The sequence below is a fragment of the Pseudomonas sp. Marseille-Q5299 genome (assembly GCF_943737035.1).
Classification (GTDB): Bacteria; Pseudomonadota; Gammaproteobacteria; order Pseudomonadales; family Pseudomonadaceae; genus Aquipseudomonas; species Aquipseudomonas putida_E.
In genome coordinates this window covers 423,794-444,710 of sequence record NZ_CALSFR010000003.1, presented here as the reverse complement: position 1 = coordinate 444,710, position 20,917 = coordinate 423,794, and the positions used below count along the sequence as shown (strand labels likewise).

The window sequence follows — 20,917 nt, the reverse complement described above, 5'->3', positions numbered from 1 at the left end:
GCAGCTTCGGCGAGATTGTGCGCTTGCCTGCGCTATATAGTTAGGGCCTGCGTTCAGGTGCGCTGCCACAGCGCGTAATGCACCTGGCCGGTCTTCTTTTCGCGGTGCAGGCGCCAGTTGCCTGGCATTTGCAGGGTAGAGGGGGCGGCTTCGCTCTCGGTGTAGATCCACGCCTGCTCGCGCAGCCACTGGTTCTGCTCCAGCAGGTTGCAGGTGTTGGCCAGCAGGTCCTGGTGGAACGGCGGATCGAGAAACACGACGTCGAACTGTTGCTTGGCCGGGGCTTGCAAGTAGCGCTGGGCGTCGGTCTGGAGGATTTGCCCGCGCGGACAGCGCAGGATCTCCAGGTTGTTCTTCAGGTTGTTGATAGCCGCCGCGTTGCTGTCCAGTGCTACGGCATCTGCAGCACCGCGTGACAACGCTTCGAGCACCAGGGCGCCACTGCCGGTAAAGGCATCCAGCACCCGGGCGCCTTCGATGTAGGGCGCCAGCCAGTTGAACAGGGTTTCGCGCACACGGTCGGTGGTCGGCCGTAGGCCTTCGCCTTCAGGCACCGCCAGGCGGCGACTGCGCCACTCGCCGGCGATGATGCGCAGGTGGCCCTGACCCTTGCTTTGGCCCTGCTGAGGGCGGGCGGGAGGGGTGGATCTAGGCATTAGTGCTCCGGTACGCCGAGGGGCTGCTCGGCGGGTTTGTCAGTAGGGGCTGGCAGCGGTTTTTGCGGCACGCTCGGGCCGACGGTAACGATCACCAGTTTGTCGGCTGCCAAATGCTTGTTCATGGCTGCCTTGACCTGCTCGACGGTCAGCGCTTGGGACTGCTGCATGAAGTCTTCCAGCCAGGTCAGTGGCAGGTTGTAGAAGCCGATGGCGCCCAATTGGCCGACGATGCTCGCATTGCTGGCGTTCGACAGTGGGAAGCTGCCGGCCAGTTCGCGCTTGGCGTCGTCCAGTTCCTGCTGGGACGGGCCGTTCTTGAGGTAGTCGGCAAGGATACCCTGCACCAGCTTGAGTGTGCCCTCGCTGAGTTCGGCACGGGTTTGCAGGTTGATCATGAACGGGCCGCGCACCTGCATCGGGCTGAATACCGAGTATACGCCGTAGGTCAGGCCGCGTTTTTCCCGCACTTCGCTCATCAGGCGGGTACCGAAGGCGCCGCCACCGAGAATCTGGTTGCCCAGCGACAGGGCTGGCCAGTCCGGGTCCTGGCGGTCGATGCCCAGCTCGGCCAGCATCAGGTGGGTCTGCTTGGACGGGAAGTCGATGTGGGTGGTGCCTGCCTTGGGCTCGACGGGTTGCGCAGGCTTGGCCAGTGCCGGGCCTTTGGGCAGGGCGGCGGAGACCTGGGCGGCAATCGCCTCGGCCTCTTCGCGGCTGAGGTCGCCGACCAGTGCGATTACCGCGTTGCCCGCTGCATAGGCTTTGGCGTGGAATGCGCGCAGCTGTTCCAGGGTGATGCCCGGGATGCTTTCAGCGCTGCCGTCGCTTGGATGGGCGTAAGGGTGGTCGCCGTAAAGTTTGCCGAACAACGCCTTGCCGGCGATCTTGCCGGGGTTCTGCTTCTCGTATTCGAAACCGGCCAGCAGCTGGTTCTTGATTCGTTTGAGTGCGTCCTCCGGGAAGGTCGGCTTGCCGGTTACTTCAGCGAACAGCTTCAGGGCCGGCTCGCGCTTGTCCTTCACACTCAGGCTGCGCAGCGAGGCCACCGCCATGTCGCGGTAGGAACCGTTGCCGAAGTCTGCGCCGAGCCCTTCGAAGCCTTCGGCGATGGCGGTCACATCCTTGCCGGCAACGCCTTCGTTGAGCATGGCATTGGTCAGGGTGGCCAGGCCCGGCGTGTTGCCGTCCTGGCTGCTGCCGGCGGCGAAGGTCACGCGCAAATCGAACATCGGCAGCTCGCGGGCCTCGACGAACAGTACGCGTGCACCTTCGGCAGTGGTCCAGTTCTGGATGTTCAGCTGGCGCCGGCTGGGGGCCTTGCCGTCCAGCTCGGCCAGCGACTGCAGGGTATTGGCGGGGCGGGCCGCGGTGCTGTCGGTTTCGGCGTGGGCAGGGCGAGCCAGGACGCAGGTCATCGCCACCACCAGTGCGATGATGCCCGTGCCGATCAGGGTGTAGCGTGGTGCGCTGCAATCACTCATGAGCGGACTCCTCAGGCAGTACATGGGCAACGCTCAGGCGTTCGCGGGTGAAATAGGTGCGTGCGGCGGCCTGGATATCTTCGGGGGTCACGCGCTTGAGTTCGTCCAGTTCGCTGTCGATCAGTTTCCAGGACAGGCCGACCGTCTCTAGCTGGCCAATGGTGGTGGCCTGGCTGCTGATGGAGTCGCGGTCGTAGACCAGGCCGGCGATCACCTGGGCGCGTACACGTTCCAGTTCCTCGGCGCTCGGCGGGGTGGTCTTGAGCTCATCGAGCAACTGCCAGACGCCTTTCTCGACATCGGCGAGCGTCTTTTGCTTCTGTACGTTAGGAGTAGCCGAGATCATGAACAGGCTGTCGCCGCGGGTGAAGGCGTTGTAGCTGGACGAGGCGCCGGCCACCAGTTCCTGGCCACGCTCCAGGCGCGCAGGCAGGCGGGCGCTGTAGCCGCCGTCGAGCAAGGCCGAGATCAGCCGCAGGGCGTGCGCGGTGCGCGGGTCCTTGGCGGTGGCAAGGCCCGGTACGTTGAAGCCGTAGATCAGGCTTGGCAGTTGGGTGCGCACGTGCAGGGTCAGCTGGCGCCGGCCTGGCTCGGCCAGCTCCAGCGGCAGCTTGGCCGGCGGCACGGCGCGCTTGGGGATAGTGGCGAAGTACTTCTGCGCCAGGCCTTTGACCTCGGCGGCGGTAACATCGCCGACCACCACCAGGGTGGCGTTGTTCGGCGCGTACCAGGACTCGTACCAGTGGCGCAGCTCCTCGACTTTCATGCGTTCGAGGTCGGCCATCCAGCCGATGGTCGGGGTGTGGTAGCCGCTGGCCGGGTAGGCCATGGCGCGGAACAGCTCGAAAGCCTTGGCGCTTGGCTGATCGTCGGTGCGCAGGCGGCGCTCTTCCTTGATCACCTCGATTTCGCGGCTGAACTCATCGGCCGGCAGGCGCAGGCTGGCCAGCCGGTCGGCCTCCAGCTCCAGAGCCACCGGCAGGCGGTCGCGGGCCAGAACCTGGTAGTAGGCGGTGTAGTCGTCGCTGGTAAAGGCGTTCTCTTCCGCGCCCAGGTCGCGCAGGATGCGTGAAGCTTCGCCGGGGCCGACCTTGGCGCTGCCCTTGAACATCATGTGTTCCAGAGCGTGGGACAGCCCGGTCTGGCCGGGTGTCTCATAGCTGGAGCCGACCTTGTACCAGATCTGCGAAACCACCACTGGCGCGCGGTGGTCCTCGCGTACGACCACTTTCAGGCCGTTGTCGAGGATGAATTCGTGGGTGGGTTGCACATCGGCGGCAAAGGCTGCGAGCGGCAGGCAGAGCGTGCTGAGCAACAGGCCAGCGGCGCGGCGGGCTAGAGCATTCATAAGGTGTTTAACCTGTTCGGCGGCCCGCAGGGTTTAGCGTCGGCGGGCCAGGAGGTGCTAGGATACTGATCCGGTTGCCTGGCGACCATGCCTGTCGCCGTTCTGGCCTGCAGGTCCATTAAGACAAAACATTGCGCATGAACCAGCCGGCTTCAAAACAGTCTGTTCTGCGTTTAGAGAATTCCAGATGAGCCGCTGCTGGCCCATCGCTACCCTGAGATAGCCGTCTTCCATGTTTGGTTCCAACGACGACAAAAAAGCGCCGGCCGAGGCTGGCGAGAAAAAAGGCCTGTTCAGCTGGTTTCGCAAGAAGCCGCAGCAACCTGTCGCCGAACAGCCACAAGCCCCTGATGCTCAGGCAGTAGAGCCGGTATCGCCGCAGCCTGCCGCCGAGCAGCCTGAAGCGGCTGCGGCCGAGCCGGTGGTTGCCGAAGCGCCCCCGCCTGCCGTTGAGCCGGTACGTCCCGCTGAGCCGGTGCTGGCCCCCCAGCCTGCTCCTGTCGTTGAGCCTGCTCCGGCCCCGGAGGTCGCACCGGCCCCTGAGCCTGCGCCGGCCCCGGAGGTCGCACCGGCCCCTGAGCCTGCGCCGGCTCCTGAGGTTGCACCGGTCCCTGAGCCTGCGCCAGCCCCTGAGCCAGTGCCGGTTCCCGAGCCTGTCCCGGCCCCTGTGAGGGCGGAGTTGCCTGCGAGTGCTGAGCCCGCTGCTGCGCAGCTCGAAAGCCCTGCTCCAGTCGCAGCAGCCCCCGAAGCCCCGGTCAGCAACCTGGTCTTGCCCGTTGCCGAAGAGCCGGTCGCCCTGGTTCCAGACCTTGAGCCAAAAGCCCCGCCAGCGATTCCCGAGCGCCCGGCCCCCGAACAGGCCGTCGCGGCCGTCACCCCAGCCGTTGCCGAACCTGCCAAGCCCGGCTTCTTCGCTCGCCTCAAGCAGGGCCTGTCGAAGACCAGCGCCAGCATCGGCGAAGGCATGGCCAGCCTGTTCCTGGGCAAGAAAGTCATTGATGATGACCTGCTAGACGAGATCGAAACACGCTTGCTGACCGCCGACGTTGGCGTGGAGGCGACCTCGACCATCGTTCAGAACCTGACCCAGAAGGTTGCGCGCAAACAGCTGGCCGATGCCGATGCCCTGTACAAGTCGCTGCAGGAAGAACTGGCCGCGCTGCTGCGCCCGGTCGAGCAGCCGCTGAAGATCCAGGCGCAGAACAAGCCCTATGTGATCCTCGTGGTAGGCGTCAACGGCGCCGGCAAGACCACCACTATCGGCAAGCTGGCCAAGAAGCTGCAACTCGAGGGCAAGAAGGTCATGCTGGCCGCGGGTGATACCTTCCGTGCTGCCGCCGTCGAGCAGTTGCAGGTCTGGGGCGAGCGCAACCAGATCCCGGTGATCGCCCAGCACACCGGTGCCGACTCCGCGTCGGTGATCTTCGATGCCGTGCAGGCCGCCAAGGCCCGTGGCGTCGATGTGCTGATCGCCGATACCGCCGGCCGGCTGCATACCAAAGACAACCTGATGGAAGAGCTGAAAAAGGTTCGCCGGGTCATCGGCAAGCTTGACGCCGAGGCGCCGCATGAGGTGCTGCTGGTGCTCGATGCCGGTACTGGCCAGAACGCCATCAGCCAGGCCAAGTACTTCAACCAGAGCGTCGAGCTGACCGGCCTGGCCCTGACCAAGCTGGACGGCACCGCCAAGGGTGGCGTGATCTTCGCCCTTGCCAAGCAGTTCAACATTCCGATCCGCTTCATCGGCGTGGGTGAAGGTATCGACGACCTGCGCACCTTCGAAGCCGAGCCGTTCGTCAAGGCTCTGTTTGCCGAGCGAGAGCACCCATGATCCGATTCGAACAGGTTGCCAAGCGCTACCCCAACGGCCATGTTGGCTTGCATGAGCTGAGTTTCCGGGCGCGCCGGGGCGAATTCCTGTTCGTCACCGGCCATTCCGGGGCCGGCAAGAGCACCTTGCTGCGCCTGCTGCTGGCCATGGAACGCCCCACCAGCGGCAAGTTGATGCTGGCAGGGCAGGACCTGGGCCAGATCAGCAACGCGCAGATCCCGTTCCTGCGTCGGCAGATCGGGGTGGTGTTCCAGAACCACCAGTTGCTGTTCGACCGCACCGTTTTCAACAACATTGCCCTGCCGCTGCAGATTCTCGGCCTGTCCAAGGCAGAGATCGCCAAACGCGTGGATTCGGCGCTGGAGCGTGTGTCGCTGGTCGACAAGGGTGAGCTGTTCCCGGCCGACCTGTCCACCGGCCAGCAGCAGCGGGTCGGTATCGCTCGTGCGATCGTCCACCAGCCCGCCTTGCTGCTGGCCGACGAACCCACCGGTAACCTCGACCCGCGCCTTGCCGCAGAGATCATGGGGGTGTTCGAGGACATCAATCGGCTGGGTACCACGGTGTTGATCGCCAGCCATGACCTGGCACTGATTGCGCGCATGCGCCACCGCATGCTGACCTTGCAGCGCGGCCGTCTGATCGGCGATGGGGAGGCCGGGCAATGAGCACTACACGTACACCCAAGGTTTCCGAGCGGGTCGCCCCAAAGGCCGCCGACGCGGATACCCGGAAAAAGCGCGGCGAGCATGATGATGACGGCCCGGACTTCCGCACGCTGTTGCACGCCTGGCTGGACAGCCACCGTGCCAGCCTGGCCGACAGCCTGCGTCGCCTGGGCAAGCAGCCGATCGGCAGCTTCTTCACCTGCCTGGTGATGGCCGTGGCGCTGAGCATGCCCATGGGCCTTTCGCTGCTGTTGAAGAACGTCGAGAAGCTGGGGGGCTCCTGGCAGCGCGCCGCGCAGATTTCCCTGTACCTGAAGCTCGACGCGGGCAGCAAGGAGGGCGAGGCCCTGGGCCAAGAGATCAAAGGCATGCCTGGGGTGGCCGATGCCTTGTACATCAGCCCAGGGCAGGCGCTGGAAGAGTTCCAGCAGCAGTCCGGGTTGGGCGAAGCCCTGCGTGAACTGCCCGACAACCCGCTGCCTGGTGTCGTGGTGGTGACCCCGACCGAAGTCGACAAGCCGGCTCTGGAGGCGCTGCGGCAACGTCTGGCCGAGCTGCCGCGAGTGGAAAATGCACAACTCGACCTGGTGTGGGTGGAGCGCCTGGCGGCGATCCTCAAGCTGGGCGACCGGTTCGTCTTCGGCCTGGCGGTGATGCTTATTTCTGCCTTGCTGTTAGTAATCGGTAACACAATTCGTCTACATATTGAAAACCGCCGTACCGAGATCGAAGTCATCAAGCTGGTAGGCGGCACCGACAGCTACGTCCGTCGGCCTTTCCTGTACATGGGCGCGTTGTACGGCCTGGGTGCGGGCCTGCTTGCCTGGGGTATCCTCGCGTTCGGCCTCAACTGGCTGAACGAGGCCGTGGTAGGGCTGTCCGGGCTCTACGGCAGCGACTTCTCCCTGGGCGGTGTGCCAGCATCCGATGGTCTGTCGCTCTTGATCGGGGCGGTACTGTTGGGGTATATCGGTGCATGGATTGCGGTGGCTCGGCATTTGAACGAGTTGGCCCCGCGATAGTTTTCTGAGCCAGCATTGACAATTTTTCATTTTTGGAACTTGCACCTTGGTTCCAGGTCTATGTTGGCAGTGCTCACAAGGCACGAGTCTGGTAAGTCGGAGGTTCTTGAATGACCACATCGTTGCAACCTGCCTATGCCCTGGTTCCCGGTGCAAACCTGGAAGCCTACGTGCACACGGTCAACAGCATCCCGCTGCTGACTGTCGAGCAGGAGCGTGATCTGGCCGAGCGTCTCTATTATGAGCAGGATCTTGAGGCCGCTCGGCAAATGGTGATGGCCCACCTGCGCTTCGTCGTACATATCGCCCGCAGCTATGCTGGCTACGGGTTGGCCCAGGCCGACCTCATTCAGGAAGGCAACGTCGGCCTGATGAAGGCGGTCAAGCGCTTCAACCCGGAAATGGGTGTGCGCCTGGTGTCGTTCGCCGTGCACTGGATCAAGGCTGAAATCCACGAATTCATCCTGCGCAACTGGCGCATCGTCAAGGTGGCTACCACCAAGGCCCAGCGCAAGCTGTTCTTCAACCTGCGCAGCCAGAAGAAGCGTCTGGCCTGGTTGAACAACGATGAAGTGCACCGCGTGGCTGAAAGCCTCGGCGTCGAGCCGCGTGAAGTGCGTGAGATGGAAAGCCGTCTGAGTGGCCAGGACATGGCCTTCGACCCGGCAGCAGAGGCGGACGACGACAGCGCCTTCCAGTCGCCTGCACATTACCTGGAAGACCATCGCTACGACCCGGCTGTGCAGCTTGAGGACGCTGACTGGAGCGACAACTCCACCAGCAACCTGCATGAAGCCTTGCAGGGCCTGGACGAGCGTAGCCGCGACATTCTCTACCAGCGCTGGCTGGCTGAAGAGAAAGCCACATTGCATGAGCTGGCAGACAAGTACAGCGTTTCGGCTGAGCGTATTCGCCAGCTGGAAAAGAATGCGATGAACAAGGTGAAGGCGTTGATTGCTGCGTGATTGGCGCCTGATGCACTGAAAAGCCGCTGGCCCATGACAGGGTGAGCGGCTTTTTTGTTTGCGTATGCTTTACCGGCCTCGGGAAGGGGCAGTCAAAGTCAGCGTATCAATTCAGGGCCTGCGCGAAGCATCCAGCTGCATCAGGTAGCTCGGCCCACCCAGCTGGCTCATTTGCCGGCGAATCCAGCCTGCCCGGCTCGCCACGTAGGCGCTCGGCCGGCTGGCGCTCCACTTGATGGGGCTGGGCAGCACCGCAGCCAATTGAGCAGCCTGCTGGCGGTTCAGGCGGCTGGCATCGATACCGAAGTGGTAGCGCGCCGCAGCCTGGGCACCAAATACCCCTTTGCCCCATTCGGCACTGTTCAGGTAGACCTCGAGGATCCGCTCTTTCGACCAGAACAGTTCCAGCAGCGCCGTGAACCAGGCCTCCAGCCCCTTGCGCAACCAACTGCGACCCGACCACAGGAACAGGTTCTTGGCCACCTGCTGGGTCAAGGTGCTGGCACCACGGATGCTGCCGCCGCGCTCGTTATAGGCTAGCGCCGCCTGGATGGCGGGGATGTCGAACCCCCAGTGGTTGGCGAACTTCTGGTCTTCACCGGCGATGACCGCGACCTTGAGGTCATCCGAGATATTTTCCCACGGCTGCCAGTCGCGCTGCAGGTCGATCGGCTCGCCACTGATCCACGACTGCACCTTGCGCTCGACCATCAATGCCGTGCCGGGAGGCGGCACCCAGCGGAACACCAGCACCAGCACGATGCTGCCGGCAGCGAACCAGAACAGGGCGCGGGCGAGGCGACGGAATAGGGATGACAGCATGGCGATGGCTTGGCCGGACCGGTGGAACGGGCCATTATACAGACCCGATCCCAGGAGTCGTCCCATGCTTCGCACCTTCCTCATGCTCGCCGCCCTTTTCGGCTTTACCGGTGTCGGCCTGGGCGCATTCGCCGCCCATGGGCTGAAAAACCGCCTGAGCGCAGATTACCTGGCCATCTTCCAAACCGGAGTGACCTATCAACTGGTACATGCCTTGGCAATCTTCGGGGTCGCGCTGCTCGCGGCGCACTTGCCGGGGCGCCTGGTTGGCTGGGCCGGTGGTCTGTTCGCCCTGGGCATCGTGCTGTTCTCCGGTAGCCTGTACCTGCTGACCCTCAGCGGGCTGGGCAAGCTTGGCATCATCACCCCTATCGGCGGCTTGTGCTTCCTGGCCGGCTGGGTCTGCCTGGGCATGGCAGCATGGCGTTTAGGCTGACCAAGCGGTCCACAATCACGACTAATGGCGTGCACCGCCCTTGGGTTAACGCGTTGATCGGCGCTAGAATGCTGGCCCCCAACGCACAATGGTGGCCGTGCGCATGCGCATTCAATTGAACGGTGAACCCTATGAATTGCCCGCTGGCGAAAGCGTCGCGGCGCTGCTGACCCGCCTGGAGCTGACCGGGCGCCGGGTGGCAGTGGAATTGAACCTGGATATCGTGCCGCGCAGTCAGCACGACAGCACGCAGCTCAACGACGGCGACCAGGTCGAAGTGGTCCACGCTATTGGCGGCGGCTGATTCCGGCCTGGCGATTCACCTGCAAGCCCAGCAACCTTTTCCAGAGGATCTTTGATGAGCAACGTTCGTAGCGACAAGCCCTTTACCCTGGCCGGGCGCACTTTCCAGTCGCGCCTGCTGGTCGGCACCGGCAAATACCGTGACATGGAAGAAACCCGCCTGGCCATCGAGGCCTCGGGCGCCGAAATCGTCACTGTCGCCGTGCGCCGCACCAACCTCGGCCAGAACCCGGGCGAACCGAACCTGCTCGATGTGCTGCCACCGGACCGTTACACCATTCTGCCGAACACCGCCGGCTGCTATGACGCCGTCGAAGCGGTGCGCACCTGCCGCCTGGCCCGTGAACTGCTCGACGGCCATAACCTGGTCAAGCTGGAGGTCCTGGCAGACCAGAAGACCCTGTTCCCCAACGTGATCGAAACCCTCAAGGCCGCCGAAGTACTGGTCAAGGACGGCTTCGACGTGATGGTCTACACCAGCGATGACCCGATCATTGCCCGTCAACTGGCCGAAGCAGGCTGCATCGCGGTCATGCCGCTGGCCGGCCTTATCGGCACTGGCCTGGGCATCTGCAACCCGTACAACCTGCAGATCATCCTGGAAGAATCCAAGGTGCCGGTGCTGGTCGATGCAGGCGTGGGTACCGCCTCCGATGCCACCATCGCCATGGAAATGGGTTGTGAAGCGGTGCTGATGAACTCGGCCATCGCCCACGCCCAGCAGCCCGTGCTGATGGCCGAGGCCATGAAACACGCAATCGTCGCCGGGCGCATGGCCTACCTCGCCGGGCGCATGCCGAAGAAACTCTATGCCAGCGCGTCTTCGCCGCTGGATGGTCTGATCAAGTAAGAGCTACTGATGACTGAATCGCAAGATACGCCGATCACCACCGACGGCGAAGCGCGTCCACACCGCCGCATCAAGAGTTTCGTGATGCGCGCCGGGCGCATGACCGAAGGCCAGCAACGCGGCCTGGACCAGGGCGGCCCGCTGTATATCCTGCCGCTGGCCGAAAGCCCGGTGGACTATGACCAGGTGTTCGGCCGTTCGGCGCCACGCACCCTGGAGATCGGTTTCGGCATGGGCCATTCCCTCTTGGAGATGGCCGCTGCCGCACCTGAGCAAGACTTCATCGGTGTTGAAGTGCACCGCCCGGGTGTCGGCGCGCTGCTTAACGGCGTGCTGACCGAGGGCCTGAAGAACCTGCGGGTGTACGATTGCGACGCCATCGAAGTGCTCAACCGCTGTGTGGCCGATAACAGCCTCGACCGCTTGATGCTGTTCTTCCCTGACCCATGGCACAAGGCGCGCCACCACAAGCGTCGTATCGTGCAGTTGGAGTTCGCCGAGCTGGTGCGTCGCAAGCTCAAACCGGGTGGCATATTCCATATGGCCACTGACTGGGAGCCGTATGCCCAATACATGCTGGAAGTGATGAGCGCGGCGCCGGGGTACCGAAACCTGGCCGCAGACGGGGCTTATGTGCCGCGTCCCGAAGAACGTCCAATCACCAAGTTCGAGCGCCGTGGTGAGCGCTTGGGGCATGGGGTTTGGGATTTGAAGTTCGAGAAGGTGGGTTGATTGGCTGTTTGAGCCTTTCGATGTTGCGCTGAGCCACCTATGCAAGCCCTCCGGGGCTTGTTTGTAATCAAGGCCGAGGGGGCGGCATGCCTGACCGCCTCGGTGACTCCCTGCAAGGGGCAGTCGAGTGGTAGAGCTGCCCTGGTTCTGCGGGGCAGCTTCCAGTCAGCTTTACCCCCGCCGATCAGCGACCACGCCAATCAACACCAGCACCACCAACAGCACCGGCGCCAACGCGTAGTTGTTGAACTGGCTCAGCCCCTTCACCACCCACGGCGTGGCATAGATCAGCGCCGCGCCGCTGCCGATCATCACCAGCAGCGCCATGAACGGAACCCGCAGGGCACCTGCCAGGCCGCCCAGCCGTTGTTCCACCCAGCCCTTGATATCGGTGCCAAACAGCACCAGCAGGCAGCCTACCAAGGCCAGCGAAATCTCAGACAGGTTGCTACGGCTCCAGCGGGAAACCGTTGCCAGCAGGTCAAGTACCAGATCCATGGGTCATCCTTAGGTCAAGAAATACTGCAGCAGGTCATTGAGGAACAACTGGCCGCGTGGCGTGGCCACCAACCGATCCGGTTCGACCTGCAAAAGGCCTTTTTGTTCGGCGGCGCGGCGGGCCTCGGCGAGTTGCGTCAGTGGCAAGCCGGTACGCTGGCTGAACAGCTCGGCTTCTACGCCATCGGTCAGGCGCAGCGCGTTCATCAGGAACTCGAACGGCAGCTCGTCCACCGGCAGCAGCTTTTCGCCGGCTTTGAACGGCTTGGCCAGGTTCAGGTAGTCCTTGGGCAGGCGGGTTTTCCAGGTGCGCAGGATACGGCCGTCGGTAAAGGTCAGCTTGCCGTGGGCGCCGGCTCCGATGCCGATGAAATCGCCAAAGCGCCAGTAATTGAGGTTGTGCTTGGCAGCACGCCCCGCCTGGGCATAGGCCGAAACCTCATACTGCTTGTAGCCGTGCGCCGCCATCAGTGCCTGGCCGGCCTCCTGAATGTCCCAAAGGATGTCGTCCTCGGGCAGTTCAGGTGGTTGGTTCCAGAACACCGTGTTCGGCTCCACGGTCAGCTGGTACCAGGACAGGTGCGTTGGCCCCAGGTCGATGGCCTGGCGCAGGTCGCCCAACGCATCGTCCAGTGACTGATCGGGAAGGCCGTGCATCAGGTCCATGTTGAAGTTGTCGAAGCCGGCCGCCCGGGCCATGCCCGCTGCGCGAATGGCTTCGTCGCCATTGTGGATGCGCCCAAGCGCCTGCAGTTTGGCCGGCTGGAAGCTTTGCACGCCAATCGACAGGCGATTGATGCCCGTCTGCCGGTACGCCTTGAACTTCTCCTGCTCGAACGTCCCTGGGTTGGCTTCCAGCGTGATTTCAATGTCCGGCGCGAAGGGGATGCGTTGCTCCACGCCGCGCAGCAACCTGCCAAGGGCATTGGCGCTGAACAGGCTAGGGGTGCCGCCGCCGAAGAAGATCGACGAAATTGGCCTTCCCTGAACCGCAGGCAGCTCTTGGTCTAGGTCGGTCAGCAGGGCATCGACATAGGCCTCTTCCGGAAGCTCAGGCCCAGCTGCATGGGAGTTGAAGTCGCAGTAAGGGCATTTGCGCACGCACCACGGAATGTGGATGTACAGTGCCAAAGGTGGCAACGTGGCGAAACCCGCCACGCCAGGCTGGCGCGGCTGGGTGGACAACAATTCGATCATGCCAGGCCCAGACGTTGGCGCAGCAGGGCCATGGCGCGGGCGCGGTGGCTGAGCTGGTTCTTGTCGGCAGGCGCGAGGTCGGCGCTCGAGCAGTTGCGCTCAGGCACCCAGAACAGCGGGTCATAGCCAAAGCCTTGATTGCCGCTGGCTTCGAACATGATGCGCCCATGCCAAAGGCCCTCGCAGAGGATGGGCAGTGGATCGTCGGCGTGGCGTACCAGTGCCAGCACACAGACGAACTGGGCGCCGCGCTGATCTTGCGGTACATCCTTGAGTGCTTCGAGCAGCTTGGCGTTGTTTGCCGCATCGCCCTTGCCGTCGGCATAGCGCGCCGAGTAGATGCCCGGCGCGCCACCGAGAAAGTCGACCGCCAGGCCAGAGTCGTCGGCCAGCGCGGGCAGCCCGGAGATGCGTGCAGCATTGCGCGCCTTGAGGATGGCGTTCTCGACGAACGACAGGCCGGTTTCTTCGGGTTCTACCTGGCTGAACTCACCAATCGAGCGCAGTTGCACGGTCTGGCCGAGCATGGCCTGAAGTTCCTTGAGTTTGCCGGCATTGTGGCTGGCCAATACGAGTTGCTGGAGATTCATCATTCGCCTGGGAACACTTCCTGGTTGAAGCTGAGTTTATGGCTGACCCCACCGGTTTCGACATTCAGGTCGAAGGTCAGCGTCTCGGCCTGTTGGATCTTGAACTGGGCGATGTAGTAGATCGCGCCTCGATCGGTAATCTGCTTGAACGACAGTGGGTTGCTGCGCCCGGTGAGGTCTTTTACCGTGCCGCTGACCACCGCCATGGCGGGTTTGCTGGCCTTGAGCACGGCGATGTTGAGCACCCCCTGATTCTTGCTGCGGACAAGCCCAGTGGCGGCGGCAATGTCCGGCTGCAGCATGCTGGAGGTGAAGGCGCTGTAGTGCACCGTCACGTCGCCGAACACTTCCTTGCGCTCGGGTTTGGCGGCATCGGCAGCCAGTACCGGCAGCGCCAGGCACAAGCTGATCAGAAACAGGGCTAGGCGACGCATGGTGCGATTCCTCTGCTGGGCGTCAGACCGCGAGCTGGTGCTCCTGCAGGCCTGGGCTACTGACGCGGTAAATGCCGATTTCCCCTAACAGATTAGGCCAAAGCCGGCCGCCCCACCCATTGCGGTGCAAGTGGTCGACCGCCAGACGGTCCAGGACCTTGGCGCGGCGCTCATGGCACAGCTGTTCGAAGTCGGCAAAGGTGCAGAAGTGGATGTTCGGGGTGTTGTACCAGGTGTACGGCATGAAGTCCGAAACCGGCATGCGGCCTTTGGTCGCCAGGTACCAGCGGCAACGCCAGTGGCCGAAGTTGGGGAAGGTGATGATGCACTGGCGGCCTACCCGCAGCATCTCGTCGAGGATGCGGTCGGGGTACTCCACGGCCTGCAGGGCCTGGGTCATGATCACTACGTCAAAGCTGTTGCTGGCGAAGTTGCCCAGGCCCTTGTCCAGGTCCTGCTCGATGACGTTGACGCCTTTGGCCACACAGGCGGCGATGTTGTCGGGGTCGATCTCCAGGCCGTAGCCGGTGACCTGCTTGCGATCACGCAGCGAAGCCAGCAGCTCGCCACTGCCGCAGCCCAGGTCGAGTACCCGGCTGCCGGCGGGAATCCAGTCGTGGATGATTTCCAGGTCGGCTCTCATGCTGTCCTCAGATGGCGATGCGGTTCATGTAGTTCGCGAAACCCTGCATGTAGCGAGGCGTGGGGATCAGGAAGGCATCGTGCCCGTAAGGAGAGTCGATCTCCAGATAACAGACGTTCTTGCGTGCCGCCATCAGGGCATCGACGATCTCGCGCGAGCGGGCCGGCGAGAAACGCCAGTCGGTGGTGAACGACATGATGCAGTAGTCGGCTGTGACGTGGGCCAGGGTCGCGGCCAGGTCGCCGCCATTGGCCGCCGCCGGGTCGAAGTAATCCAGCGCCTTGGTCATCAGCAGGTAGGTGTTGGCGTCGAAGCGGCCAGAGAACTCTTCGCCCTGATAGCGCAGGTAGCTCTCGACCTGGAATTCGACGCTGTGGAAGTCGTAATTGAGCTTGTCGCTCTTGAGCTCCCGGCCAAACTTTTCCCCCATCGAGTCGTCGGACAGGTAGGTGATATGCCCGACCATACGCGCCAGCATCAGGCCACGCTTGGGGATCACGCCCTGGTCCTGGAACGAGCCGCCGTGGAATTCGGGGTCGGTGAGGATGGCCTGGCGCGCCACTTCGTTGAAGGCAATGTTCTGGGCCGACAACTTTGGTGCCGAGGCGATATCGACGCAGTGGCGCACGCGGTCGGGGTAGGTCATGGTCCACTGCAGGGCCTGCATGCCGCCGAGGCTGCCGCCGACAATGGCCGCCCACTGCCGGATGCCCAAGCGATCGGCAAGGCGTGCCTGGCTGTGTACCCAGTCTTCAACGGTCAGTACCGGGAAATCGGCGCCATACGGCTTGCCGGTGGCGGGGTTGACGCTGCTGGGGCCGGTGCTGCCGTTGCAGCCACCGAGGTTGTTCAGGCTGACCACGAAGAAACGGTTGGTGTCGATCGGCTTGCCAGGGCCGATGCAGCTGTCCCACCAGCCGGGCTTGCGGTCGGTGGTGGCGTGGTAGCCGGCCGCGTGGTGATGGCCAGACAGGGCATGGCAGATCAGCACAGCATTGCTTGCGCTGGCATTCAGGCTGCCATAGGTCTCGTAGACCAGCTCGTAGCTGGCCAGAGAACGGCCACAGGCCAGGGCCAGCGGTTCATCGAACCGGGCTGTTTGCGGTGTAACCAGACCGACGGAATCTTCGGGAAGGACAGTGGACATCGACCCTGCTCACGCTTGACGGAGGCGTAAGTCTAAAGAGCGCTACCCCCAGCGGCAAGCAAAGGCTTGCCGCCGGGAACAACAGGGCTCAGATCATCCGCCACAGTTCCTGTGGCATGCCGGCATAGGCTGCCAGCGGTGGCATGACAAACGATTGCAGCACCTGGATCGCGATGAAGGCGAAGATCGGCGAAATGTCCATGCCGCCCAGGCTGGGCACGATCCGGCGGAACGGCGCCAGCACGGGTTCGCTGATCTGGTAGGCCAGCTCGGCCGCAGGATTGTGGCTGTTCGGCGCGACCCAGGACACGATCACCATGACGATCATCGCGACCCAGAAAATCTTCAGGAACAGCGAGGTGATGCCGATGATCGCCCACATCAGCAGGTGCAGCACATCACCGAAGGTGCCGTAGGTCACCATCAGCACAAAGCCCATCAGCAGAGCCTGGATCACCACCGCCAGCAGCAGAGACGAGGTATCGAGGCCGCCGACGCTTGGGATGATGCGACGGATCGGTTTGAGCAGCGGTTGCGTGGCGCGCACCGCGAACTGGCACAGCGGGTTGTAGAAGTTGGCTTTTACCAGCTGCAGCACGAAGCGCAGCAGGACGATCACCAGATACAGGCTGACCAGGGTTTGCACCACGAAGATCGCGGCGCCCGACAATGCATTCATCTAATACTCCTTATTTGCCCAATTGCTCGGCCAGCTCGGCAGAACGCTGCGCCGCGGCTGCCAGTGCCTGCTCGACGATGGCTTCGAAACCGTTGCTCTGGAACGACTTGATTGCGGCCTCTGTGGTGCCGGCTGGCGAAGTGACCCGGCGACGCAGCTCGGCGGCGTCAACGTCACTGGCCACCGCCATGTGCGCGGCACCCAGTGCGGTCTGCAGGGTCAGCTGGGTAGCGGTTTCGCGTGGCAGGCCAAGCTTCTCGCCGGCGGCAGTCATGGCTTCGATCAGCAGGAAGAAATAGGCCGGACCGCTGCCCGAGACAGCTGTAACGGCATCGAGCTGGTGTTCATGCTCAAGCCACAAGGCGGTGCCGACGGCCGATAGCAGCTGCTCGGCCTGCTGGTGCTGTGTGCTGGTCACTTCGGCGGTGGCATACAGCCCGCTTACGCCTTGGCGCAGCAGGGCCGGCGTGTTGGGCATGCAACGCACTACCGGGCGGGCGCCGAGCCAGGCCTGCAGGCTGGCGCAGGTGATGCCGGCGGCAATCGAAACGATCAGCTGGCCATCCTGCAGGTTCGGCTGCAGGGCCTCGCAGACGGTTTTCATCACCTGCGGTTTGACTGCCAGGACGATCACGTCAGCCCCGGCGATGGCCTGTGCGTTGTCTTCGAATACCTCGATACCGTGCTCGGCCTGGACCCGGGTGCGGGTTTCGGCGCCTGGATCGCTGGCGCGGATCTGCGTGGCGTCCAGGCCCTGGGCGCGCAGGCCGCCGATCAGGCTGGCAGCCATGTTGCCGGCGCCGATGAAGGCAATACGTGTCTTGCTCATGTCAGGTCCTTGATGGAAAGAGTGAGTAAAGCATGGAATCAGGCGGGGCCGTAGCTGCGGGCGCCGAACAGGGCGGTGCCGATACGCACCCAGGTCGCACCCTGCGCGATCGCAGCTTCCAGGTCGTGGCTCATGCCCATGGACAGGGTGTCCAGGCCAAGATTCAGGCCCTCCTGCAGCTGGCGCAGGCTAGCGAAGGCGGCTTCTTGCTCGGCGCGGTCCTCGCTGGGTTCGGGGATCGCCATCAGCCCGCGCAGGCGCAGGTTGGGCAGTGCGGCCACGGCATTGGCCAGTGCCGGCAGGTCCTCGGGGGCGCACCCCGATTTGCTGTCCTCGCCGCTGACATTCACCTGCAGGCAGATGTTCAGAGGCGGCAGGCCTGGGGGGCGTTGTTCAGACAGGCGTTGGGCGATCTTCAGGCGGTCCACGGAGTGTACCCAGTCGAAATGTTCGGCAATTGCTTTGGTCTTGTTCGACTGAATGGGGCCGATGAAGTGCCAGATCAAGGGCAAGTCCCGCAGGTCCTCCTGCTTGGCCAGGGCTTCCTGCAGGTAGTTTTCACCGACATCGCATACACCTGCGGCATGCAGCTCGCGGATGGCACTGGCCGGTTTGGTCTTGCTGACGGCCAGCAACTGAAGGCTGGCCGGGTCGCGTCCAGCGGCCTTGGCTGCGCTATCGATACGGGCGGCAAGGGCGCAAAGGTTGTCTGCTATGGTGGACATGGATCGATGCCGTTGGCTCAGGAGTCAGCGGCATTCTACCTGCTTGATGGCTGTTGGGGAGTCTCATGGACGTGACTGACCTGTTGGCCCGGGCTGGCGATGCAGGGGCGAGTGACCTGCACCTGGCCGCGGGCGAGATACCGATGCTGCGCGTGGATGGTGAGCTGCGGCGCATGGCGCTACCGAACTTGACGCCAGCGGCGTTGACCGATGCCCTGGCGCCGCTGCTCGATGAGTGCCGGCGCCAGCAGTGGGCGCAAGGTGATGAGCAGGACCTGGCACTGGAGCTGCCCTCGCTCGGGCGCTTTCGCCTGAACCTGTTCCGTCAGTTGAATGGCCCGGCGGCCACCTTTCGCTTGATCCCAAAGCGGATTGCGACGCTCGACGAGCTTGACCTGGAAGATGTGTTTCGGTCTGTTGCACAGTGGACTGACGGCCTGATTCTGCTCGGCGGGCCTACCGGCAGTGGAAAATCCAGCACCTTGGCGACGCTGATCGATCAGCTGAACCGGCAGCGGTCCTTGCACATCATCACCCTCGAGGACCCTGTCGAAGTTATCCACAACAGCCAGCGAAGCCTGATCAATCAGCGAGAAATCGGTCGGCATTGCCGCGACTTTTCCCAAGGGCTGCGCAGCGCGCTGCGTCAGGACCCGGATGTGATCGTCATAGGCGAATTGCGCGACCTGGAGACGATTCGCCTGGCGTTGCGGGCTGCGGAGACCGGGCACCTGGTGCTGGCAACGGTGCATACGCGCTCGGCTGCTGGCAGTGTCGACCGGCTGGTGGAGGTGTTTGCCGCCGAGGAGAAACCGCTGGTGCGAGCGATGTTGGCGGAGTCGCTGCGTATGGTTGTGGCGCAGGTGCTGGTCAAGTGTGTGCGGGGTGGGCGGGTGGCTGCCCGGGAGGTGCTGGTGGGAACGCCTGCGGTGCGTAACCTGATCCGCGAGGGGCGTATGGCGCAATTGAATTCGGTGATGCAGGCGGGTGCTGCGCAGGGCATGCGGACGATGGAGGGGGCGTTGCAGCGATTGAAGACCCAAGGGTTGATCGGGGCCGTGTAGCAGTGGCCCCAGCAATCCATCGGTTGCCTTGCCAGGTCAGCGCTTGGCCAGGGCCAACTGCTGCGGCGCCTTCGGCAACACTCGCTTGGCCACGACATAGTGCTTCTGCCAGTAAGGCTTGCTCAGGTTGTCGATGCTTACCCGCTTGCCGCGGCGCGGTGCATGGATGAAGCGATCGTTGCCCAGGTAGATGGCTACGTGGTTGACGCGGCGGCTCTTGATGTTGAAGAAGATCAGGTCGCCAGGCTTGAGATCGCTTTTGGCCACCTTCACGCCGTGGCCCTTTGCCATGGCATTGGAGGTGCGCGGCAAGTCGACATCAGCCACGTCATTGAAGGCGTACTTGACCAGCCCGCTGCAGTCGAAGCCTTTTTTAGGGCTGCTGCCGCCCCAAACATAAGGGGTGCCGAGCACATTCACGGCGCGGCTGAGCACGTCGCTGCTCTGTTTCGGCGACATGGCAGCCACTGGCACCTGGCCAGCGTTGTTGGCGCGTGCACGCAAGGCGGTGTGCTTGCTGGGCACGTGTTTCACCGTGGCATTGGTGGTATAGCCGGTGAAACCGTTGGGAAGACGTTGCTCACGGTTGGTGGCGTGGGCGGCCAGGGGCAATAATAGGCAGAGGGTCAGCCATGTCTTGAACAAAGGCGGCATAGATGAAGCTCTTGTGAAGTTTTGGTGTTGGTTTTGGTATTGGCGCGCAACTTTATAACAGCTTTTTGATCAATTTCTGATCCGTTTGTCGATTGTCATGCTGCCGTACGTCGGCCTGCGACGCAAAAGTCACATTTTTTTTTAGAAAATTTTCGGCTAACCCATGGGGGCTATGAATGAACAGTTATGAACAAGGGGCGCCGTTCCACGACACCCATAGCAAGGTCATCGGCTATTTGTTGTGGATTTTCGGCTTCACGGGCTCGCATCGTTTCTACTACGGCAAGCCGATCACCGGAACAATCTGGTTCTTCACCCTGGGCCTGCTTGGCATAGGCTGGCTGATCGACCTGTTCCTGATCCCGTCGATGGACCGCGAGGCTGACTTGCGTTTTCAGTCTGGGCGCATCGACTACAACATTGCCTGGGTACTGCTGACCTTCCTCGGCATTTTTGGCGTGCATCGCCTGTACCAGGGCAAGTGGATCACCGCGATCATCTACTTCTTCACCGGTGGCCTGTTCCTGGTGGGTGTGCTGTATGACTTCTGGACGCTGAACAGCCAGGTTTCCCAAGCCAACGCTGAACGCCGTTGAGCACAAAAAAGGCCTTGTCACGCTGAGCGACAAGGCCTTTTTCGTTACTGGCGGGTCTGGCGCTGCTGCAGTAGCAGGTTACTGAACCCCGCTCCGGCCAGTTGCTTCTGCGCACCGGTCAACTGCTCACGGTTGCTGTATGGGCCGACCAGCACGCGGTACCAGGTTTCATCCTTGACCGTGCCCGACTCCACCTTCACCGTCTGGCCCAACAGGATGATCTGCGCCCGCACCTTGTCGGCGTCGGCCTGTTTGCGGAACGAGCCGGCCTGAAGGAAGTACTGCGTGGTGGCCGCAGGTTTGATCACTGGCGGAGCCGGGGGTGGCGTCTGGCCCAACAGTGCAGCCTGGGCGCGCGCGGTATCGATTTTCGCCGCTTCGGCAGGTGTGACCGGGGTGACTGGCTGGGCTGGGACAGGCGGCGTCTTCTCAGGCACGGCTTCTGGCGGCACGATCACTTCCGACTCGGGCAGCAGGGTGTAGAAGTCATACTTGGGCTTTACCGGCTGCTGCGTAGCGGCCGCGGTTGATTTGCCCGCCTCGGCAACTTTCTCAGGCTTCTGCTGCTCGGGCTTGGCGCGCTTGATATCGCCACCGCCAGGCTCGAGCTTCATCAGGAAGACGATGAAGGCGCCGACCGTCAGGCCGACTGCCAGCCATATCCAGCCGGGGATCGGCTGTTTGGCCGGTGCCTGGGTGCGGCTTGCACCGCGCTTGGGAGCTGGTTTTTTCTTGGCAGCCAAC

The 20,917-nt window shown here is 63.1% G+C and carries 24 protein-coding genes and 1 pseudogene; 10 read left to right on the top strand and 15 right to left on the bottom strand.

From position 1 onward, the window contains the following. Positions 1-53 precede the first annotated feature (53 nt). The 3 genes and pseudogenes from rsmD to NGJ21_RS10650 form a co-directional block, all read right to left on the bottom strand. Entirely contained in the window at positions 54-656 is a 603-nt protein-coding gene (gene rsmD, locus NGJ21_RS10660) for a 16S rRNA (guanine(966)-N(2))-methyltransferase RsmD (RefSeq protein WP_251962088.1), read from the bottom strand. Next, a pseudogene (locus NGJ21_RS10655) lies at positions 656-2,008 on the bottom strand (M16 family metallopeptidase); the annotation flags it as partial. The gene rsmD and the pseudogene NGJ21_RS10655, both read right to left, overlap by 1 nt. A 124-nt stretch (positions 2,009-2,132) precedes the next feature. Then, positions 2,133-3,488 carry a M16 family metallopeptidase gene (locus NGJ21_RS10650; RefSeq protein ID WP_115273360.1) on the bottom strand — a complete coding sequence of 452 codons (1,356 nt, stop codon included), beginning with the start codon at positions 3,486-3,488 and terminating at the stop codon, positions 2,133-2,135. 232 nt (positions 3,489-3,720) lie between these two features. Between NGJ21_RS10650 and ftsY the strand changes: the two genes are divergently transcribed. The 4 genes from ftsY (at position 3,721) to rpoH (ending at position 7,974) form a co-directional block, all read left to right on the top strand. Then, entirely contained in the window at positions 3,721-5,319 is a 1,599-nt protein-coding gene (gene ftsY, locus NGJ21_RS10645) for a signal recognition particle-docking protein FtsY (RefSeq protein ID WP_119688125.1), read from the top strand. Beyond that, positions 5,316-5,987, top strand: a complete 672-nt coding sequence (ftsE, locus tag NGJ21_RS10640) for a cell division ATP-binding protein FtsE (RefSeq protein WP_039601211.1) — start codon at positions 5,316-5,318, stop codon at positions 5,985-5,987. The genes ftsY and ftsE overlap by 4 nt, the downstream gene beginning before the upstream one ends. After that, a complete protein-coding gene (gene ftsX, locus NGJ21_RS10635) occupies positions 5,984-7,009 on the top strand; it encodes a permease-like cell division protein FtsX (RefSeq protein WP_125923636.1) in 1,026 nt (341 codons plus the stop codon). The genes ftsE and ftsX overlap by 4 nt, the downstream gene beginning before the upstream one ends. 110 nt (positions 7,010-7,119) lie before the next feature. Beyond that, positions 7,120-7,974 carry an RNA polymerase sigma factor RpoH gene (gene rpoH / locus NGJ21_RS10630; protein WP_012312302.1) on the top strand — a complete coding sequence of 285 codons (855 nt, stop codon included), beginning with the start codon at positions 7,120-7,122 and terminating at the stop codon, positions 7,972-7,974. A 111-nt stretch (positions 7,975-8,085) separates the two neighbouring features. Here the strand turns inward: rpoH and mtgA are convergent, their stop codons facing one another. Next, positions 8,086-8,796, bottom strand: a complete 711-nt coding sequence (mtgA, locus tag NGJ21_RS10625) for a monofunctional biosynthetic peptidoglycan transglycosylase (RefSeq protein WP_251962087.1) — start codon at positions 8,794-8,796, stop codon at positions 8,086-8,088. A gap of 64 nt (positions 8,797-8,860) precedes the next feature. Here mtgA and NGJ21_RS10620 point away from each other — a divergent pair, with 64 nt between their 5' ends. From NGJ21_RS10620 to trmB, 4 genes are all read left to right on the top strand, one after another. Further along, entirely contained in the window at positions 8,861-9,232 is a 372-nt protein-coding gene (locus NGJ21_RS10620) for a DUF423 domain-containing protein (protein WP_115273363.1), read from the top strand. A gap of 103 nt (positions 9,233-9,335) precedes the next feature. Beyond that, positions 9,336-9,536, top strand: a complete 201-nt coding sequence (thiS, locus tag NGJ21_RS10615) for a sulfur carrier protein ThiS (RefSeq protein ID WP_012312305.1) — start codon at positions 9,336-9,338, stop codon at positions 9,534-9,536. Between the two features lie 54 nt (positions 9,537-9,590). Beyond that, positions 9,591-10,385, top strand: a complete 795-nt coding sequence (locus NGJ21_RS10610; protein ID WP_008092966.1) for a thiazole synthase — start codon at positions 9,591-9,593, stop codon at positions 10,383-10,385. A 9-nt stretch (positions 10,386-10,394) separates the two neighbouring features. Further along, positions 10,395-11,117, top strand: a complete 723-nt coding sequence (gene trmB / locus NGJ21_RS10605) for a tRNA (guanosine(46)-N7)-methyltransferase TrmB (protein WP_115273364.1) — start codon at positions 10,395-10,397, stop codon at positions 11,115-11,117. A 171-nt stretch (positions 11,118-11,288) separates the two neighbouring features. Here the strand turns inward: trmB and NGJ21_RS10600 are convergent, their stop codons facing one another. From NGJ21_RS10600 to NGJ21_RS10560, 9 genes are all read right to left on the bottom strand, one after another. After that, positions 11,289-11,615 carry a DUF3392 domain-containing protein gene (locus NGJ21_RS10600; protein WP_003257821.1) on the bottom strand — a complete coding sequence of 109 codons (327 nt, stop codon included), beginning with the start codon at positions 11,613-11,615 and terminating at the stop codon, positions 11,289-11,291. Between the two features lie 9 nt (positions 11,616-11,624). After that, complete coding sequence (hemW, locus tag NGJ21_RS10595) at positions 11,625-12,812, bottom strand: radical SAM family heme chaperone HemW (RefSeq protein WP_119688127.1); 1,188 nt, start codon at positions 12,810-12,812, stop codon at positions 11,625-11,627. After that, entirely contained in the window at positions 12,809-13,405 is a 597-nt protein-coding gene (gene rdgB, locus NGJ21_RS10590) for an RdgB/HAM1 family non-canonical purine NTP pyrophosphatase (RefSeq protein WP_174141019.1), read from the bottom strand. Before rdgB ends, hemW begins: the two co-directional genes overlap by 4 nt. Continuing rightward, positions 13,402-13,836 carry a DUF4426 domain-containing protein gene (locus NGJ21_RS10585; RefSeq protein ID WP_046787038.1) on the bottom strand — a complete coding sequence of 145 codons (435 nt, stop codon included), beginning with the start codon at positions 13,834-13,836 and terminating at the stop codon, positions 13,402-13,404. Before NGJ21_RS10585 ends, rdgB begins: the two co-directional genes overlap by 4 nt. Positions 13,837-13,858: 22 nt before the next feature. Beyond that, a complete protein-coding gene (gene metW, locus NGJ21_RS10580) occupies positions 13,859-14,479 on the bottom strand; it encodes a methionine biosynthesis protein MetW (protein ID WP_012312310.1) in 621 nt (206 codons plus the stop codon). A gap of 7 nt (positions 14,480-14,486) precedes the next feature. Continuing rightward, a complete protein-coding gene (gene metX / locus NGJ21_RS10575; protein ID WP_012312311.1) occupies positions 14,487-15,626 on the bottom strand; it encodes a homoserine O-succinyltransferase MetX in 1,140 nt (379 codons plus the stop codon). Positions 15,627-15,714: 88 nt separating this feature from the next. Then, the gene (locus NGJ21_RS10570; protein ID WP_046787040.1) at positions 15,715-16,305 is read right to left on the bottom strand and encodes a YggT family protein; all 591 of its coding nucleotides are present in this window, start codon (positions 16,303-16,305) and stop codon (positions 15,715-15,717) included. A 10-nt stretch (positions 16,306-16,315) separates the two neighbouring features. Beyond that, positions 16,316-17,134, bottom strand: a complete 819-nt coding sequence (gene proC / locus NGJ21_RS10565; RefSeq protein ID WP_196997346.1) for a pyrroline-5-carboxylate reductase — start codon at positions 17,132-17,134, stop codon at positions 16,316-16,318. Positions 17,135-17,172: 38 nt separating this feature from the next. After that, positions 17,173-17,859 (bottom strand): YggS family pyridoxal phosphate-dependent enzyme, encoded by a 687-nt coding sequence (locus NGJ21_RS10560; RefSeq protein ID WP_046787042.1) that lies wholly within the window; start codon positions 17,857-17,859, stop codon positions 17,173-17,175. A 65-nt stretch (positions 17,860-17,924) separates the two neighbouring features. Here NGJ21_RS10560 and NGJ21_RS10555 point away from each other — a divergent pair, with 65 nt between their 5' ends. Further along, positions 17,925-18,923 (top strand): type IV pilus twitching motility protein PilT, encoded by a 999-nt coding sequence (locus NGJ21_RS10555; RefSeq protein ID WP_251962086.1) that lies wholly within the window; start codon positions 17,925-17,927, stop codon positions 18,921-18,923. A 36-nt stretch (positions 18,924-18,959) separates the two neighbouring features. Here the strand turns inward: NGJ21_RS10555 and NGJ21_RS10550 are convergent, their stop codons facing one another. Continuing rightward, complete coding sequence (locus NGJ21_RS10550; RefSeq protein ID WP_046787044.1) at positions 18,960-19,577, bottom strand: C40 family peptidase; 618 nt, start codon at positions 19,575-19,577, stop codon at positions 18,960-18,962. 176 nt (positions 19,578-19,753) lie between these two features. Here NGJ21_RS10550 and NGJ21_RS10545 point away from each other — a divergent pair, with 176 nt between their 5' ends. Continuing rightward, the gene (locus NGJ21_RS10545; protein WP_039602507.1) at positions 19,754-20,173 is read left to right on the top strand and encodes an NINE protein; all 420 of its coding nucleotides are present in this window, start codon (positions 19,754-19,756) and stop codon (positions 20,171-20,173) included. 44 nt (positions 20,174-20,217) lie between these two features. Here NGJ21_RS10545 and NGJ21_RS10540 read toward each other — a convergent pair whose 3' ends face one another. After that, a complete protein-coding gene (locus NGJ21_RS10540; RefSeq protein WP_046787045.1) occupies positions 20,218-20,916 on the bottom strand; it encodes an SPOR domain-containing protein in 699 nt (232 codons plus the stop codon). Position 20,917 lies beyond the last annotated feature (1 nt).

Excerpts from the sequence above, each read along its gene's own strand:
- NGJ21_RS10585 (WP_046787038.1), bottom strand. The coding sequence starts at position 13,836 with ATGCGTCGCCTAGCCCTGTTTCTGATCAGCTTGTGCCTGGCGCTGCCG.
- NGJ21_RS10600 (WP_003257821.1), bottom strand. The coding sequence starts at position 11,615 with ATGGATCTGGTACTTGACCTGCTGGCAACGGTTTCCCGCTGGAGCCGT.
- proC (WP_196997346.1), bottom strand. The coding sequence starts at position 17,134 with ATGAGCAAGACACGTATTGCCTTCATCGGCGCCGGCAACATGGCTGCC.
- NGJ21_RS10620 (WP_115273363.1), top strand. The coding sequence starts at position 8,861 with ATGCTTCGCACCTTCCTCATGCTCGCCGCCCTTTTCGGCTTTACCGGT.
- NGJ21_RS10555 (WP_251962086.1), top strand. The coding sequence starts at position 17,925 with ATGGACGTGACTGACCTGTTGGCCCGGGCTGGCGATGCAGGGGCGAGT.
- NGJ21_RS10560 (WP_046787042.1), bottom strand. The coding sequence starts at position 17,859 with ATGTCCACCATAGCAGACAACCTTTGCGCCCTTGCCGCCCGTATCGAT.
- rpoH (WP_012312302.1), top strand. The coding sequence starts at position 7,120 with ATGACCACATCGTTGCAACCTGCCTATGCCCTGGTTCCCGGTGCAAAC.
- metX (WP_012312311.1), bottom strand. The coding sequence starts at position 15,626 with ATGTCCACTGTCCTTCCCGAAGATTCCGTCGGTCTGGTTACACCGCAA.
- NGJ21_RS10650 (WP_115273360.1), bottom strand. The coding sequence starts at position 3,488 with ATGAATGCTCTAGCCCGCCGCGCCGCTGGCCTGTTGCTCAGCACGCTC.
- ftsE (WP_039601211.1), top strand. The coding sequence starts at position 5,316 with ATGATCCGATTCGAACAGGTTGCCAAGCGCTACCCCAACGGCCATGTT.
- hemW (WP_119688127.1), bottom strand. The coding sequence starts at position 12,812 with ATGATCGAATTGTTGTCCACCCAGCCGCGCCAGCCTGGCGTGGCGGGT.
- trmB (WP_115273364.1), top strand. The coding sequence starts at position 10,395 with ATGACTGAATCGCAAGATACGCCGATCACCACCGACGGCGAAGCGCGT.
- rsmD (WP_251962088.1), bottom strand. The coding sequence starts at position 656 with ATGCCTAGATCCACCCCTCCCGCCCGCCCTCAGCAGGGCCAAAGCAAG.
- NGJ21_RS10610 (WP_008092966.1), top strand. The coding sequence starts at position 9,591 with ATGAGCAACGTTCGTAGCGACAAGCCCTTTACCCTGGCCGGGCGCACT.
- ftsX (WP_125923636.1), top strand. The coding sequence starts at position 5,984 with ATGAGCACTACACGTACACCCAAGGTTTCCGAGCGGGTCGCCCCAAAG.
- metW (WP_012312310.1), bottom strand. The coding sequence starts at position 14,479 with ATGAGAGCCGACCTGGAAATCATCCACGACTGGATTCCCGCCGGCAGC.
- NGJ21_RS10570 (WP_046787040.1), bottom strand. The coding sequence starts at position 16,305 with ATGAATGCATTGTCGGGCGCCGCGATCTTCGTGGTGCAAACCCTGGTC.
- thiS (WP_012312305.1), top strand. The coding sequence starts at position 9,336 with ATGCGCATTCAATTGAACGGTGAACCCTATGAATTGCCCGCTGGCGAA.
- mtgA (WP_251962087.1), bottom strand. The coding sequence starts at position 8,796 with ATGCTGTCATCCCTATTCCGTCGCCTCGCCCGCGCCCTGTTCTGGTTC.
- NGJ21_RS10545 (WP_039602507.1), top strand. The coding sequence starts at position 19,754 with ATGAACAGTTATGAACAAGGGGCGCCGTTCCACGACACCCATAGCAAG.
- NGJ21_RS10550 (WP_046787044.1), bottom strand. The coding sequence starts at position 19,577 with ATGCCGCCTTTGTTCAAGACATGGCTGACCCTCTGCCTATTATTGCCC.
- rdgB (WP_174141019.1), bottom strand. The coding sequence starts at position 13,405 with ATGATGAATCTCCAGCAACTCGTATTGGCCAGCCACAATGCCGGCAAA.
- ftsY (WP_119688125.1), top strand. The coding sequence starts at position 3,721 with ATGTTTGGTTCCAACGACGACAAAAAAGCGCCGGCCGAGGCTGGCGAG.